Genomic DNA, 16,301 nt, shown 5'->3' on the forward strand with positions numbered 1-16,301 from the left:
TTAGACCCAAAATCTTAACATGAAGTTCCTAAAATTTTTCTTTTTCTTATTTCTGTTTTCAAACTTTGGATTTACTCAAAGTGAAATCCCAAAAAACCTTATTAAATACAATGTAAAACCAGTTATTAATGAATCTATTGAGGAGGGATTTTATGTTGTTTCTTTAAAATCATTAGATAAGGACCCATTCTCTGACAATGTGAAGATAGTTAAAAGGTTGGAAAACGATTTTGCAGTAATTCATCTTAAAAAATCGCAAAAAAATAGTCCTCCTCAAATCGACTATTATTTACCCGATAACACTTGGAAATTCTCTCCCAAGTTAGATGCCAGAAAAACAAATAAAAATGAATCAGTCACTTTGAGTATTTCAACTTCAGACGCCGAAAATTTCATAACTGATATTATAGGACGAAAGGTGGTTTATGAAAAGATTTATCAAAGAGGCGACTTGATATATCTTAATACAAATAGGAATCAAATTGAAAACATATCTAAATCAAGCTATTGCTTTTTTATAGATGAATTACCTGGAGTAAATACTGAGGCCAATGTTTCAGGGATGGATTTAAGTACAAACCAAATTAATATTATTCATCAGAAATTTCCAGAATATCTCGGCAGTTCGATTAAAATCTCAATAAAAGAAGAACTATTTGATCTAAATGACCTAGATATAAAAAATAGGTATTTTCTTAATGGAACGGAAAGCGAAAATAAAAGCTTGCATTCAACACTTATGGCAACACTCATTGCTGGAGGAGGCAATAACTCACAAGCTTCATTAGGAATATTACCTACGACCACGATAAGTTCCTCCGATTTCATTACGCTCTTGCCAGATAATCCGAACGTTTATCAAAATGATAAACTTTTTATTCAGAATCACTCTTATGGTACGAGCCAACTTGAAAATTATTATGGTGCTCAAGCGGTTGCATATGATGAAAGCACTCTAAACAATCCTTATTTGATACATGTATTTTCCTCAGGAAACAAGGGAAATCTAGCTATCGAAAATGGAAATTTTGCCAATATTTCGGGTTATAGCAATTTTACAGGAAACTTTAAAATGGCTAAAAATGTATTGGTGGTTGGAGGAGTGAAACAAGATTTGAAGGTTGCAACTTTAAGTTCTAAAGGGCCTACAAATGATGGTCGATTAAAACCAGATCTTGTGGCTTACGGGCCAGAGGGAACCTCTGATGCAGCAGCCACCGTTAGCGGAGTAACTGGAATTTTACAAGAAGCCTTTCTTAACACACATGGAGAGATTCCGAGATCTGAAATTGTAAAATCTGTATTAATTGCTGGAGCTGACGATATTGAAGAAGTAGGCCCAGACTTCGAATCTGGATTTGGCAATGTTAACGCTTACAAATCATTAAGGTTATTATTGAATAACCAATATACTTCAGATGACATTAATAGTCTAGAGAGTAAAAATTATCCAATATCAATTCCATCAAACTCAAAAAAACTACGCATAGCTCTAAATTGGAATGATAAAGCGGCAAATGCCGGAGACGAAGAAATCCTTATAAACGATTTAGACATTATAATTAAGAAAAATGGACGTGTATGGAAACCTTGGGTCTTAAGTACTTATCCGTTGACAGATTCATTGGCTAAGCCTGCTATAAGAGGAGTAGATAATAAAAATACAGTTGAATTAATTACTATAGATAATCCAGAATCAGGAGATTATGAAATTGAAATATCTGCACATGAATTGGATGGCACACAAAGCTTTTCATTCGCTTATTATATAGAGAAGTCAGATGAATTTATCTGGAATTATCCCGTAGAAGGTGATAAAATGAACTCCGAAATCAGCCAATATTTAAGATGGGAAAATACTTTTGATTTGAATAGTGGTACGCTGGAGTTTAAAATAAATGAAGGCCCTTGGCAAGTAATTGCTGGAAGCGTAGATTTATTGCAAAAATATTATAAATGGGAACCTAGCAATTTGAACGGGATAGCACAATTTCGGATGTCTGTTGGCACAAACTATTTTATAACAGAGCCTTTTGTCATTTCTACACCACCTCGATCTAGATTAGAATATTTGTGTGATAGTGAATTAGTTGTTAGCTGGGATCCAATTGATTATGCTAGTTCATACCTTATTAAAAATTTAGGAGCAATGTATATGGAAGAAATAACCTCAACTAGCGAAAATTTCATTATTCTTCAACGCAATCAATTGGAATCAGATTACCTATCTATAACTCCTATTTTTAATGAAAAATTGGGGGTTCAAGGGCAGACATTTAATTTCAATCTCCAAGGGGTTAATTGTTATTTCCAAACTTTTTATGCTTATTTGAATGAAGAGGAAATGGTTGAAACTACTCTTACATTAAGCACCCTGAAAAATATTTCTGAGATAATAATTACAAAAACTTTTGACGGGCAGGAAACTGTATTAACCACTGTTAATAGTCCTACTCAATTAGTTGTTGATTTTAAAGATGCTACTTCTTCGGCAGGAGAATTTGAATATGGTGCTATTATTGTTCTGGAGGACGGTACAGTTATAGAAACTAATAAAGTTACTATTAACGTTCCAGCTCAAAATGATTTATTTATATTTCCTAATCCTACCTCTTTAGAATATGGAATTGGCATTTTAACCAAAGGAAATGGCATCGACTTCCAATTAATAGATTTAACAGGGAGGGTTGTTCTTAATAGTTATATTGAGCGGAGGGAAGAATTCATTGATCTTCCCGTACTATCTAACGGGCTATATATCGCGCGTATCCTGAAAAACGGAAAAGTTCTTAATGCAAAAAAATTAATTATATATAATTAATAAAGGGGCTAAAAGCCCCTTTATAATGTCTAAATATATCTTATTTTCTTAATAAGTATTTGCTAAAGCAGTTTTGTCATTTGCAGTAAAAGGACGATCAGTTCCATTACTACAAGCCAACATCCACGAGCCTCCATCGGGCGTTGTTGGTGTTCCAGAAATATGAACAGCTCCTACTCCTGCATCACCTTCATTGTCGGCACTTCCACCACAGCTAAAGGAACGGTCCATGTAATCTGTATGCCTGAAACCAATTGCATGACCAATTTCATGCGCAATAACAGTCGCTGCATCTGCAGGTATATTTCCTCTTTTCGGACTATAAACACTTGAATTTAATATAATTGGGGAAGCAGGCTCTCCATTCTCTGGGAAACCAGCACTTTGTCCTAAAATAGTCCATCCATAATACTTAGGAATTCTTTGAGCTAGAATATCTATATCGGCACCTGCGGATGAAGCTCTAGCAAATGTTAAATTTAGATTTTCTGAATTATACCTAGAGATAGCCAAATCGAATGCAGCCTGCATATCTGAATTAAAACCTGAATCCATATAAACATAAATTGTTCTAGGTGTACCTTCTACTAAATTTGTAGTTCTATAATGTTCTACATTTAATTCACCATTGTCCACGCTAACAGCCGGGGACATATTATTGATTTTTTCAGGAGTTAGAAAAATATCCCTTTCAACCAAAAAACCAGGAGTTCCTTGGAAGTCAATAACCACAAGGTCATCTGTGTTGAAACCTAGATTTTCCAATTTAACTGAAAATTCCTCTAATTGAGAATTAAGTTCATCCAGTTCATTCGTTCCGTTGTCTTCGGAAGAACAACCAGTAAAGATTAAGGAGGCGCAAACCAATCCTATGGAGCTAACAAGTTTGATTTTTTTGTACATAAGTTAAAATGTTAAATATTTGAATTATGAAGAACCTAATTTAACATTTTTTTAATAAATCATTTACCGTTAATCGAAAAGTGTCAGAAAAAAAACAGATAGTGTCCGATATCGCAATTTAAGCACTTTTTATCGGTGCAATAGTTATTATACAATTGCAAAAATGATTGAGAGTTTAAGGCATTTTCACCTATGTTCTTTAAATTCAAAAAATTATTGGAAATATTATTCTTTTCGACGGATAACTCCTCCATCCAACTCAAGATTATATCATCAGCTCCATTCTCAAATTCCTTGGCATAACAAAATTTAACAGGAATGATTGCATTCACAATTAAATGTTCAGAAAATGAACGAGTTAAACCTGTTGATTTTAAAAAATATAAAATTTGATTCAATTCATGAGTTTGAATTAATTTTTGAAATAAGTTTGAGTTATTGGCATATAGCTTGGCAAACTGCATTAACCTTAGATGTGGAAAATTGTTTGGTCGCAAACGGAAGTATTTTGGATCTATTATAGGGAAATTGTCTAATTTGAATTTATGTGACAGAAAATTAAATTCTGAAACCAACTTAGCATTATTATCTACTTTTGCTAATAATCCTGCCCTTCCCAACAATACTGCGATTAATTGCAACTCTGAATGTGAGATTTTTTGAATCAATTTGAAGTCGAGAGATCGTGCAATACTTAAAAAGGATTCTGCATTAACTTTAGTGCCGAATGCCTTCGCCAATATTCTAAAAAGTACTCCCTCCCAATTTCCGTTGGTTCTGTCTAATTCACAGTAAACCATTTTCGATTTTTCCTCCAATCTTTCAATGAATAGTTTTTGTAACCAATTATCCAAAATGAAATCGGGAACCGAAGGAAATTCATTTTCGCAATAAATCCAGCGAGACTTTTGATCTTGTAGTCGCAAATAATTTTGCAATATACTTTTTGGAGTTTTTTCCTTTAATTCCAAAACCGGAATTAAACTTCCGTCCTTATGATAAATTTCTTTGTCGTGTTCCCAAACCACATGCAGAATAACATTTTCAAAGGCTGGATCGGACTGATGGCCATGCAAAAACCAATCTGAAGATTTTAAATGCATCTCTACATTGCCAGCCCATTCCTGCCCACTGATTACCAAATGGGCATTAAAAAAATCAGGTCCGGAGTGTAAATTAAGATAACCTGGGTGGATCACCTGGATAGATAGTCCATTGGTTGTTAAAAGATTAGGAAGTTCAATTTTTTGAAACTTCCAAAGGAAATATAAAAAGTCCTCGTTCATGGTTTAGGGCAACAAGAGAACTACTGAAAGAATTTATAATTTATAGAAATCCTTTTTCTTTCATCCATTCGTCATTAAACATCTTACCAACATACCGACTGCCGTGATCATGAAAAAGCACAACCACAACATCATTTTCCTTAAAGTGTTCCTTTAATTGTAAAACACCTTTTATTGCAGCTCCTGCAGAATTCCCTAGAAACATACCCTCTTCCCTAGCCAATCGTCTTGTGTATATTGCCGCATCTCTATCAGTTACTTTAGTAAAGCCATCAATTAGGTCAAAATCAACATTTTTAGGCAAAATGTCTTCGCCAATACCTTCTGTTATATAAGGGTAAATTTCGTTCTTATCAAATATGCCTGTTTCGTGATACTTTTTAAATACACTTCCATAGGTATCTACCCCCCAGACTTTAATATTCGGGTTTTGTTCCTTTAAATATTTTCCAACTCCTGAAATTGTTCCCCCAGTACCAACACCAACTACAAAATGGGTAATCTTACCATCCGTTTGTTTCCAAATTTCGGGGCCAGTACTCTCATAATGAGCGGCAGTATTACTCAAATTGTCATATTGGTTAACGTACCAGGAATTCGGAATTTCCGTCGCCATTCGCTTTGAAACCGAATAATAGCTTCTTGGATCATCAGGTTCAACTTCCGTTGGACAAACAACTACCTCCGCACCCATCGCCTTAAGAACATCTATTTTTTCTTTGGATTGTTTATCAGAAATAACAAAAATGCATTTGTAACCCTTTATAATAGCGGCCAAAGCAAGACCCATCCCGGTGTTGCCAGAAGTACCTTCTATAATAGTTCCTCCTGGTTTCAATTTTCCAGTGGCTTCGGCATCTTCAATCATTTTTAAAGCCATACGGTCTTTTACTGAATTTCCAGGGTTAAAGGTTTCATATTTGGCTAATACGAGGCAGGGTAAATCAGCGGTTAGTTTATTAATTTTTACTAAGGGTGTATTCCCAATAGTACCAAGTATGTTTTCTGAATATTGCATAGAATTTGGGCAATTTGTATTATTCAAACCTAATGGCCTGTACAGGTGAGATTCTCGAAATTATAATCGAAGGAATCAAAAGCATTAATAGGCATGCTATAAAAGTACCGATATTTAGAAGCATAACATAGTCCCATTTAATTAAGACGGGGATAATGGAAACATAATACTGCTCAGGATCGGGAAATTTTAGAAATTGAAAATGCTTTTGGGCAAATAACAAACCTAAGCCTAGAAGATTACCCCAAAATAATCCCAAACCAATTAGATAGGTGGCGTTATAAAGGAATATTTTACGAATACTCCAATTAGAACTTCCAAGGGATTTTAATATCCCTATCATCTGTGTCCTCTCTAAAATGAGAACTAACAAAGCTGTAATCATGTTAATACCAGCTACTATTATCATTATTCCAATAATTCCGTAGGTATTATTATCAAATATTTTTATCCATTCAAACGTGGATATATACTTCTGCTCAACTGTCACGGTATTAATGTCTGATGGTGTAACACGGTAAATCTCGTTTCCTTTCTGTTGAATCTTGGTGAAGTCATCCAAAAACACCTCAAACCCGCCAACCTCATCCTTTTCCCATTTATTAAGACGTTGAACCTGGCGCAAATCTCCTATGATATAGGTTTTGTCTAATTCTTGAAAACCCGAATCGAAAATACCAACAATCTCAAAGGCACGAATATTAGGTATAGCTTCTAGATCTTCCTTTCCAAACACCATCTGAAATTTTTCATTCAGATTTAAGTTTAACCTATTGGCGAGGTATTGTGAAATTAAAACTTCATTACTAATGTCCTCACCAAACTTTGGTAACCTCCCTTCTACCAAAAATTCTTCAACGTAGTTCCAATCATAATCACTTCCAACTCCTTTTAAAACAACTCCTTCAAAATCTGTTACGGTACGGATTATGCCAAATTTGGTTGCTACTGCTTGGATGTGTTTTATCCCATCAACCTGTGTGAAGTTGGGATAGAACTCTTGCTTAAGTGATACCGGCTCAAGAGTTTCATTGGAAAGGTTACTATCAAAATTATTTAAAATAACATGTCCGTTAAAAGCAACTACCTTTTCCCTTACCTTTTTTTGTAGTCCCAAACCGGTTGCAATAGCAATCAACATCACTACCATACCAATAGCAATTGCGGTTATACCAATTTTAATTATTGGTGCCGAAACACTACTTTTATACGATTTACTACTAATTATCCTTTTGGAAATAAATAACTCGTAACCCAAATTGCCAAATATGATTTATGTGATGGTCAAAAATACTGTTTTATTCGGTCTTCTAATAGCACTTTCTTGTATAGGCTCACCTGAAAAATCTAAAAATTTAGACAGCTCAAACGAACCAAAACAAACACCAACAGAAGTTGAAAATTCTCAAGAAGTTGTTCTAAAACTTGGCGCCGAAAGATTGGATGCCTACCTACCATTATTAAAAAATAAAGGAGTTGGCTTGGTAGCAAATCCAACAAGCACAATTAGGACTTCGCTTAATTCAGAAAATTCCAAATACACACATTTAGTGGATACCTTAAAATCTAGAAATGTTAATTTGAAAAGCGTTTTTGCGCCAGAGCACGGTTTCAGGGGCATTGCAGATGCTGGTGAGCATGTTAAGGATGGGGTTGATGCGAAAACCGGAATTCCTATAATTTCATTGTACGGAGAAAATAGAAAACCAACTGGTGACACTCTGAAAGGTATAGACATAATGGTTTTCGATTTACAGGATGTTGGAGTTCGTTTTTATACCTATATCTCAACACTACATTATATAATGGAAGCCTGCGCAGAGAACAATATACCTCTAATTGTATTAGACCGTCCTAACCCAAACGGCATGTACATTGATGGGCCCACCTTAGAAGCTGTAAACAAAAGTTTTTTGGGAATGCATGAAATTCCATTGGTACACGGTATGACCATTGGAGAATATGCACAAATGATTAACGGTGAGAATTGGTTAAAGGATAGTGTAAAGTGTAAGCTATCAGTAATTACTATGAAAAATTATAGCCATAAACTGCCTTATAGTTTACCCGTTAGACCATCACCAAATTTACCAAATGATCAATCTATCAAGCTCTATCCCAGTTTAGGATTGTTTGAAGGCACCAATATTAATGCGGGCAGAGGAACAGAAGAACAATTTCAAAAATATGGCGCTCCATATTTAGATAAGAATTATTTTGATTATAGATACACGCCCGAACCGAATTTTGGCTCTAAACACCCCAAACATGAAGGCCAAGTTTGTTATGGAAGAGACCTCACAAATTTGGATTTTAAACCGCATTTCACTCTAGAATTTATCATTGAAGCCTATAATCATTGTTTAGAAAAAGACAAATTCTTCCTTACATCCGGTTTTACAAAACATGCCGGCACCGACAAATTGCAAAAACAAATTGTTGCTGGGATGTCTGAAAAGGAGATAAGGGATACTTGGAAAGCAGATTTGGAGAAGTTTAAAACAACAAGAGCGAAATACTTACTTTACGACTAAATTTATCACCCTTTCTGGATAATCACTAATAATACCATCCACATTCATTTGAAGGATGTTAGCAATATCCTTTTTTTCATTTACCGTCCATGGAATAATTTTGAAACCTTGTTGTTGCAGTTCCTTAACCTTAGTAGTTGAAAGTAATTTATAGTATGGACTAATAATTTCTGGTTTAAAAGTTAGGGATTTTAATTTTTGGTCAATAGTTTCATTTTCATCAACCAAAAGTGATCGACTCACCCCAATTCCCGTTCTATTAATCTTGTCCAACGCCCTAACGTCAAAAGACTGCAATGTGGTTCTATTTTCAACACCAAATTCTTCTATCACATGTATTACCAACTCTACAAATGCTGAAAGTTCGGGAGTAAAAAGACCATCATCATCTAATGAACTTTTTATTTCAATATTATATTGGATTTCCCTCTGAGATTTCCTTTCAGCCATTTCAATTACTTCCGACAATAATGGTTTTACAGTTGGTATTTTTTCTTGGCCAGGAAATTCTGGATGCTCTTTTGATCCACAATCAAAAGTCTTCACCATTGAATAAGGCATTTTATAAATATTATATTTCCTTTCTTCCTTCGGGCTAATAGTTCTCCCATTCTGTTTCAAACAAATCTCATGATTCATATAAGGTTCGTGGGAAACAATCACCTGTTTGTCGGCAGTAATAACCACATCCATTTCTAACGTTGTTACACCTAACTCCAAAGCTTTTTCAAAACCAAGCATTGAATTTTCTGGAAACATACCCCGGTATCCTCTGTGACCTTGAATATCTATATTATCTTTAGAACAGGACATACAAAATATGGCAACAATGAAAAAAATAATTTTATTCTGAATCATCAATAGGTCGGATGGTAGGGCGCTCGTATTTTTGGAATGGCTGCATTAATAGTGAACCTATTTTGCCATTTTCAATTTCGTCTGGAAACACATCAACTCCATATTTAACTTTTTCTCTATCCAAATACATATAAGTACCAAAAAGACGATCCCAAATTGAAAAAATGTTCCCGTAGTTGCTATCTGTATATGGCAAAACAAAATGATGATGAATCTTATGCATATCTGGTGTTACAAATACATAACACAAGACCTTATCTAATTTCCTAGACCATTTTATATTCGCATGGGTTAATTGGGTAAATACAATCGATAAGGATTGGTATAAAAAAACTATTCCTATTGGCGCTCCTACAATCAAAACCCCAAACAATGTAAATACAAAACGAATTATACTTTCAATTGGGTGATGTCTATTTCCAGTTGTTACATCGACATGATGGTCAGTGTGATGCACTAAATGAATCATCCATAACGGCTTCACCTTATGTTCAACAAAATGGGCCAAATAAGCCCCGAAAAAGTCCATTAATAATACCCCCAAGATTACAAAAAGCCAAAGTGGCAAATTAGGTATCCAATTAATAATACCGAATTTATGTTCTACTGTCCAATCAGCTGTTTTAAGCAACAGAAAAGCAAACATGAAATTGATAATAATTGTTGTAACCGTGAAAAAAATATTTGGTATGGCATGTCGCCATTTATTGTATTTGAATTTGAATAGTGGAATCGCTCCTTCCAATAACCAAATAAGGGTTAGGCCACCAACAAGAATTAAGCTTCGATGGCTAGATGGAATGGTTTCAAAATAGTTTAATAGAGATTCCAACTAAAAAAATAAACATTAATAAATATTTAGAAATGTAAGAATTTTAATTAAAAATCCGCAACCTATCCTTCATTTCGGCATCCTATTAAAAAATCTTTGTGAAATTCACCCTTATTTTAATCCTCCTTTTACCCATCTTCAATTTTACTTGTTCGCCTGAAATCATTGATAACAAAAGAGCAGTTGTGGTAGGAAATGTCACGGATTCTGATGGCACCCCTTTGGAAGGTATTCCAATAAGAATGTCCACTTCCAATTATATTTTGGGATATGGGGTTTCTAATGCGGAAGGATTTTTTGAATTTATTTCACTCCTGAGTGAGGAATCCCGGCTTGAGGTTGACGTAAACTTTCAATCGCAAACAATTGATTTTACAAAACCAAAATTTGTGTTGGGGAATGAAGCTCTTGACAACCAATTTACCCTAGGAACAATTGTTTTAGAGAGACCTGCATTACTTGATTTAAAAATTGAAAACAGCTCTGGAATTAATAGTATTGTAAACTGGTCTCTTGAATATTCCGAACCAAACTGTATTAGGCATCTAAATACAGATGATACCTTCCCCTTAGACTTGTGTTACCAGCAAAATTTCGTTAGTGGTGAATTAAACTCCACTGAAACTTCCTTTCAAACCGAAATACAAACCATTGCCAATAAAGATGCCATTTTTACTTATGAGTTAGAGAATGGTTCAATTGAAACTATCACAATTTCTCTAAACCCTGGAATAAATACATTCAGCTTTGAATTTTAAAACGCTATCATTCCTTTGCATCCTTTTTAGTGCAATTAATGTCATTGGTCAGGAAGTATTAGAGGAACAGGGTGACCAACCTGGCCAAATGAGAAAAGATGACCATTACGGCATATTTACCCTCGGATTTTTCCAACCTATTACATTTGGGAATAACTTTGCACATGAAGGCCTGTCACAGAAGGGAGGTTGGTCTTTTGATTTTCTTTTTAACGTTGCAGAATCCAAAATTTTACTAGGATTAAACTGTACTTATTTTAAAAACCAAGTTATTCAACCATCTCTAGTTGGTAACTATAAAAACACAAACATAACTTCCATAGGCCCCCAATTTGGCTACCATTTTATAACCCAAAGGCATTGGAGAGCTACCGCTGTTATGGGTATAGGAGCGGTCATTTACAGAAGTTCGTATGACAATGAAATTTTTAGTGACAATGGTACATCTCTATGGTTAAAACCAACGCTCTCCTATCAGTTTACTAAAAATTTTGGAGTGTTCGGATCAATCTCTTATCGACATGATTTTTTGAATATCGATGCTCCACCAGGCTACAATGCCTTTTTTAAAAATGCCAATTATATTGGCTTAAGTACAGGTGTTCGAATTATAATTTAATCCGTTTTTTCATTTCTTCAACTATATTAAAGGCGGCTGGACAGATTGCTGTATTTTTTATAGTGATATTGCCGATTTGGTATATTTTTTTACGATCTGTATGAGGATATTCCCTACATGCTTTAGGTCTGTCTTCGTAAACGCTGCAATAGTTATCGAATCCCAAAAATGGACAGGGCACCGATTTAAGCACATAATCATTATCTTCATCCATTCTCAAATAAGTTTCAATAAAATCTGAAGGTTTCATGCGAAACTTTTTTGCAAGTCGTTCAATATCTTTATCAGTAAATAGTGGACCTGTCGTTTTACAACAATTTGCACACTGCAAACAATCCGTTCTTTGGAATTCTTCCTCATGCATTTCCTGCATCAACAAATCCATATTTTTTGGAGGCCTCTTTTTTAGTTTCGAAAAGAACAATTTGTTCTCCTTATACTTATCTTTAGCCCGTTGTGGCAATTGTCCCAATTCATTCTGCATAAGGCAAAAATAACTAAACATTTACAGCTTGAAAGATCTATTCGGAAAAGCACTTTTAGATTACTATTTAGATTCTGATTCAGAAGATCTGGTTACGGCAACCAATATTTCTGAAGATGACGTTCTTCCAGTTTCCTATTTGTTTAGGGATTATGCCGATATGCCAAAAATTGAACAAGAAGCACTTAAACTTTGCGAAGGGAAAATATTGGATGTAGGTTGTGGATCTGGCAGTCATAGCCTGTTTCTTCAAAATAAGGGAGAGGATGTTAAAGCTATTGATATTTCGCCGCTTGCCATAAAGGTTGCCCAACTAAGAGGCATTAAAAAAACTGAAGTTATTTCTGTTTTTGAATTGAAGGAAACCTTTGACACAATTCTACTTTTGATGAATGGCACCGGTATTTTTCAAGAAATGAAACAATTGCCAAAATCACTTCAACATTTAAAATCACTTTTAAATCCTGGCGGAAAAATTTTACTTGATTCTTCAGATATTATTTATATGTACGAAGATGAAGATGGCGGTATTTGGATAGACACCAATTCTGGATATTACGGCGAATTGGAATATTTTCTTTCATATAAAGGCGAGGAAGAGTTGCCAATGAAATGGTTATATCTAGATTTTAATACCCTAAAAAAAGCTTGCAAAAAGGTTGGCCTAAAATGCGAGTTGGTCTCTGAAGGTGAGCATTTTGATTATCTTGCTAAACTTACTCTTTCCTAGGTAACTCATAAACTAATTCCCCAGCAATAAAAGTTTTATCAACTTCCATCGATGGAACCTCATCTATTGGAACCTCCATTATGTTTTTGTCAAGTACAATGAAGTCGGCAAACTTTCCAACCTCTATACTTCCTTTTTCAGTCTCTTCGAAATTGACAAATGCTCCCCAAATGGTCATTCCTTTCAGCGTCTCCTCTCTTGTTAAAGCATTTTCCATTTGAAATCCACCGTCAGGATAATTTTCAAGATCCTGTCTTGCTACTGCCGCATAAAAAGTTAGAAAGGGATTTACTTGCTCCACAGGAAAATCAGTACCTAGAGCAACGACACCGTTTGCGTTTAACAAATATTTATTTGCATAAGCACCTTTAATTCTTTCTGATCCAACACGATCTTCTGCCCAATACATATCACTTGTTGCATGGGTCGGCTGAACGGATGGAATGATATCATTAAATTCCTTAAAATCTTCTGGAGAAACAATTTGTGCATGCTCAATTCGCCATCGCCTATCTTCAGAACCTTCCAAAGCTTCTTTATAAATATTCAATAATGCATGATTTGCAGAATCCCCTATGGCATGTGTATTCATTTGAAATTCTGAATTCCCTAAACGGTTGGCTATATATGTAAGGGTATCTAATGAAGTAACTGCCAACCCATAGTGACCAGGTAAATCAGAATACGGTTCCCTCAACAAAGCACCTCTGGAACCCAAGGCACCATCTCCATAGGCTTTAAAAGATCGAACATTTAATTTATCTGTCTTATAAGGTCCACGTTCGAGATAGTAATCTAAATTTTTTCTATTAGCGGAAACCATGGCATAGACACGAATTTTTAATTCCCCTACCTTTTGAAGACTATCAATTATGCCAATCTCAAATGGGCTAAGCCCTGCATCATCTACTGTTGTTAGACCATAAGATAAGCACATATCTTGTGCATCCATTAAACTAGAAATCGCTTCCGAAACATCACCGGATGGAAATTTCGAATACACCAACCCTTGTGCATTATCAATAAACACACCAGTTGGTCTATCACCGTTGAATAAAATTTCTCCACCATTAATTTTGGTGTCCTTTGTAATGTTTGCCAGTCTAATTGCTGCCTCATTAAATAACGCAGCATGTCCATCGATTCTCTTTAAAGCAATTGGAGTATCGGGAAACAATTCATTAAGCTTTTCATTGGTGGGGAATTCCTTATCCTCCCAATCATTTTGGTCCCAACCTCGGCCATAAATAATGGATTTGTAATGTTCCTTTTGAAAAGAAACTACTCGCTCTACAACCTCATCCAAACTTTTGGTTCCGACCAAATTCACCGAATTTAACCCAAAACCTAAATTGTAAAAGTGACAATGGGAATCAATGAAACCTGGGACTACAGTTTTACCCTCTAATTCTAATGCATTGTCAGATTCATATTTAGCTCTAATAACATCTGTCGATCCAACCTCTACAATTTTTCCATCCTTTACCGCGATAGCTCCTGCTTTAGAAAAATTTTCATCAACCGTATATATGTTAGCATCAAGAATAAGTAAGTCAGCATGTTCTTTCTTTTCACAGCTAAAATTGATTAGGAAAACGAACAGAAAATAGAATCTGAATGGCATATTAAAATTGAGTTAGTTATTCCGCCCAAAATACAGATTAAATCCCAAAAATCAATTCCTCAATTAGAAATCGAACTGAAAAGTGGCTCCACCCAATGCTTGAAATCCAAGAACAGGATAATTTAACCATTTTTCATAGTTCTTACCTGCAATGTTGTTAACCTTTGCGAAGACCGATAATTGATCTGTTATTCTGTAGCCGAGATGTGCGTTGGCGTCAAAATAACCATCAAGAGTGATTGTCATTGGTTCTGTTGGAAATAGTGTTCCTTCCTCAAAATATTGATCTTTTCGCTTTCCAACGAAATAGATTCCTGCCCCTGCATACCAATTTCTATCAATTTGATAATCCATAAAAATTGACGCTTGAAAGTCAGGCAAATTCCAGGGTTCTTCTTGTTGGTCGGTTGTGTATAAAAAATAGTCTCCCTTTATATTCATTTTAAAATTCCTACTTACATCAACAGCCAATTCGCCCCCTAACTGAAATGTCTCTATATCATCGTAAACAATTCCAAAAGAGTTTCCGTATTGATAAACTTCTTCTGGACTTCCGAGCACACTGTTGCTCTTAAATAGCGCTTTTGCCCTATCGGCCTTATAACCCAAATTAACGTCATAACTGATATTATTGGACAATCGACCCTTTAAACCAGCATATGCATTATACTGCTGATCGGTTGGAGTTATAAAAAGGGTTGGTGAAACAAACGGATTTTCAGAGGCCAAATCTTTATAAGTGTTTTGAATTAATTCTCCCTGAATCCCACCATAAGCAATTAAAATTTCATCAACCAATCTATAGCTTGCAGTTATATTTGGATAAATGAAAAATTTATTTCCCCCTTCTTCTATATTGTTTAAATAAGTAAAGTTAACTCCCAAATTCAGGGTTAAGTCGTCCTGTCTCAATTCATAACTTGGTGCAAATCCTATATTAAAATTCGCATATTCTATTGGATCATTTGTGTAAAAGTTACGCTCAAATTCGCCGCTTAAATAATCCAAATTTATATCTGTAGTAATTTTAGCATCTCCAATAGTCACCTTAAAATTGGCTTGAGCATCGAAATGGTTTTCTCCACTACCTTGATTGTCGCCAAATCGTGTAAATTTCAACCTGCCTTTTTTAAAGAAGGAATCCAAAAAGTCTATTTCCCCACCTACATAAGCAGAATGAAATGAATGCCCAACATTAGGATTTTGAGGGGGTAAAATTTCGAATTGAGATTCAGGTAAACCATACCAATTATAAGTATCATAAGTAAAGCCTCCATCTAAATTGTAGTGTAAAGATCTTCCTTGGGAACTAAAATTAGCATTGAGTTTAGTATTGGAAAATTCACTGTCTAAAAGAGCCCCTTCAACCTGACCTAAAGAGGAATGGTGGCTTAAATATCCCCCCACACTTTCCGATCGGCTAAGAGAATGGTTTAAATATAATTCGCCCAAAATTGTGGTATAACTACCAAAGCCGCCAGTGACAAAATTATCATATATTTTAGGCGGTGCTTCCTTTGCGACATTAGCCGCTTTACCCTTCGCTGGAGTAAAGGTTGACGCTACTGGAATAGAAAATATATTATATTTTACCTCTTTCTTTTGCAGGTTTACCGAATCATTCAAATTGGGGACTTCCTTAATTTTAAATGCGTCAGAAACCGATGGTGTGTAAGGCCTAACAACATTCACAACATCAGTATTAATGGTATCATTAGTTTGCTTTCTTTGTGCGAATGAGGAAATATCAATAAAAAGTAAGCTTAACCAGAGTAAGGTAACTTTAAAGATGATTTTCATTTGATATGTTTTTTGATCGAATGGATTGCTATTA

14 protein-coding genes are annotated in these 16,301 nt (G+C 35.0%); 5 read left to right on the plus strand and 9 right to left on the minus strand.

Going from position 1 to position 16,301, the window contains the following annotated elements; translation table 11 throughout:
* Positions 1-19 precede the first annotated feature (19 nt).
* Complete coding sequence (locus ISU00_RS01390) at positions 20-2,821, plus strand: S8 family peptidase (protein ID WP_228852250.1); 2,802 nt, start codon at positions 20-22, stop codon at positions 2,819-2,821.
* Between the two features lie 48 nt (positions 2,822-2,869).
* Here ISU00_RS01390 and ISU00_RS01395 read toward each other — a convergent pair whose 3' ends face one another.
* The 4 genes from ISU00_RS01395 to ISU00_RS01410 all read right to left on the minus strand — a co-directional run bounded on the left by ISU00_RS01395 (position 2,870) and on the right by ISU00_RS01410 (position 7,286).
* A complete protein-coding gene (locus ISU00_RS01395) occupies positions 2,870-3,724 on the minus strand; it encodes a M57 family metalloprotease (RefSeq protein WP_228852251.1) in 855 nt (284 codons plus the stop codon).
* Between the two features lie 83 nt (positions 3,725-3,807).
* The gene (locus ISU00_RS01400) at positions 3,808-5,010 is read right to left on the minus strand and encodes a DUF2851 family protein (RefSeq protein WP_228852252.1); all 1,203 of its coding nucleotides are present in this window, start codon (positions 5,008-5,010) and stop codon (positions 3,808-3,810) included.
* A gap of 40 nt (positions 5,011-5,050) precedes the next feature.
* Complete coding sequence (locus ISU00_RS01405) at positions 5,051-6,028, minus strand: PLP-dependent cysteine synthase family protein (RefSeq protein WP_228852253.1); 978 nt, start codon at positions 6,026-6,028, stop codon at positions 5,051-5,053.
* 19 nt (positions 6,029-6,047) lie between these two features.
* The gene (locus ISU00_RS01410) at positions 6,048-7,286 is read right to left on the minus strand and encodes an ABC transporter permease (protein ID WP_228852254.1); all 1,239 of its coding nucleotides are present in this window, start codon (positions 7,284-7,286) and stop codon (positions 6,048-6,050) included.
* Positions 7,287-7,308: 22 nt separating this feature from the next.
* Between ISU00_RS01410 and ISU00_RS01415 the strand changes: the two genes are divergently transcribed.
* On the plus strand, positions 7,309-8,562 hold the full coding sequence (locus tag ISU00_RS01415) for an exo-beta-N-acetylmuramidase NamZ family protein (RefSeq protein ID WP_317174332.1): 1,254 nt from the start codon (positions 7,309-7,311) through the stop codon (positions 8,560-8,562).
* On the opposite strand, the gene ISU00_RS01420 is transcribed toward ISU00_RS01415, so the two are convergent.
* Both ISU00_RS01420 and ISU00_RS01425 read right to left on the minus strand, forming a co-directional pair.
* On the minus strand, positions 8,548-9,420 hold the full coding sequence (locus ISU00_RS01420) for a glycerophosphodiester phosphodiesterase family protein (protein ID WP_228852256.1): 873 nt from the start codon (positions 9,418-9,420) through the stop codon (positions 8,548-8,550). The two genes, ISU00_RS01415 and ISU00_RS01420, sit on opposite strands and share 15 nt — an antisense overlap.
* Entirely contained in the window at positions 9,407-10,252 is an 846-nt protein-coding gene (locus tag ISU00_RS01425; RefSeq protein ID WP_228852257.1) for a sterol desaturase family protein, read from the minus strand. Before ISU00_RS01425 ends, ISU00_RS01420 begins: the two co-directional genes overlap by 14 nt.
* A gap of 98 nt (positions 10,253-10,350) precedes the next feature.
* On the opposite strand from ISU00_RS01425, the gene ISU00_RS01430 reads away from it, so the two are divergent.
* Both ISU00_RS01430 and ISU00_RS01435 read left to right on the plus strand, forming a co-directional pair.
* Positions 10,351-11,010 (plus strand): hypothetical protein, encoded by a 660-nt coding sequence (locus ISU00_RS01430; RefSeq protein ID WP_228852258.1) that lies wholly within the window; start codon positions 10,351-10,353, stop codon positions 11,008-11,010.
* On the plus strand, positions 11,000-11,629 hold the full coding sequence (locus ISU00_RS01435) for a hypothetical protein (RefSeq protein WP_228852259.1): 630 nt from the start codon (positions 11,000-11,002) through the stop codon (positions 11,627-11,629). The genes ISU00_RS01430 and ISU00_RS01435 overlap by 11 nt, the downstream gene beginning before the upstream one ends.
* Here the strand turns inward: ISU00_RS01435 and ISU00_RS01440 are convergent.
* Positions 11,619-12,113 (minus strand): YkgJ family cysteine cluster protein, encoded by a 495-nt coding sequence (locus ISU00_RS01440; protein WP_228852260.1) that lies wholly within the window; start codon positions 12,111-12,113, stop codon positions 11,619-11,621. The genes ISU00_RS01435 and ISU00_RS01440 overlap by 11 nt on opposite strands.
* A 28-nt stretch (positions 12,114-12,141) precedes the next feature.
* Here ISU00_RS01440 and ISU00_RS01445 point away from each other — a divergent pair, with 28 nt between their 5' ends.
* Positions 12,142-12,843 (plus strand): class I SAM-dependent methyltransferase, encoded by a 702-nt coding sequence (locus ISU00_RS01445; protein WP_228852261.1) that lies wholly within the window; start codon positions 12,142-12,144, stop codon positions 12,841-12,843.
* Here ISU00_RS01445 and ISU00_RS01450 read toward each other — a convergent pair.
* Entirely contained in the window at positions 12,830-14,467 is a 1,638-nt protein-coding gene (locus tag ISU00_RS01450) for an amidohydrolase (RefSeq protein ID WP_228852262.1), read from the minus strand. The two genes, ISU00_RS01445 and ISU00_RS01450, sit on opposite strands and share 14 nt — an antisense overlap.
* Positions 14,468-14,530: 63 nt before the next feature.
* Positions 14,531-16,267, minus strand: a complete 1,737-nt coding sequence (locus ISU00_RS01455) for a TonB-dependent receptor (RefSeq protein WP_228852263.1) — start codon at positions 16,265-16,267, stop codon at positions 14,531-14,533.
* Between the last annotated feature and the right edge of the window lie 34 nt (positions 16,268-16,301).

It is taken from the genome of Aegicerativicinus sediminis (assembly GCF_015476115.1).
Taxonomy (GTDB): domain Bacteria; phylum Bacteroidota; class Bacteroidia; order Flavobacteriales; family Flavobacteriaceae; genus Aegicerativicinus; species Aegicerativicinus sediminis.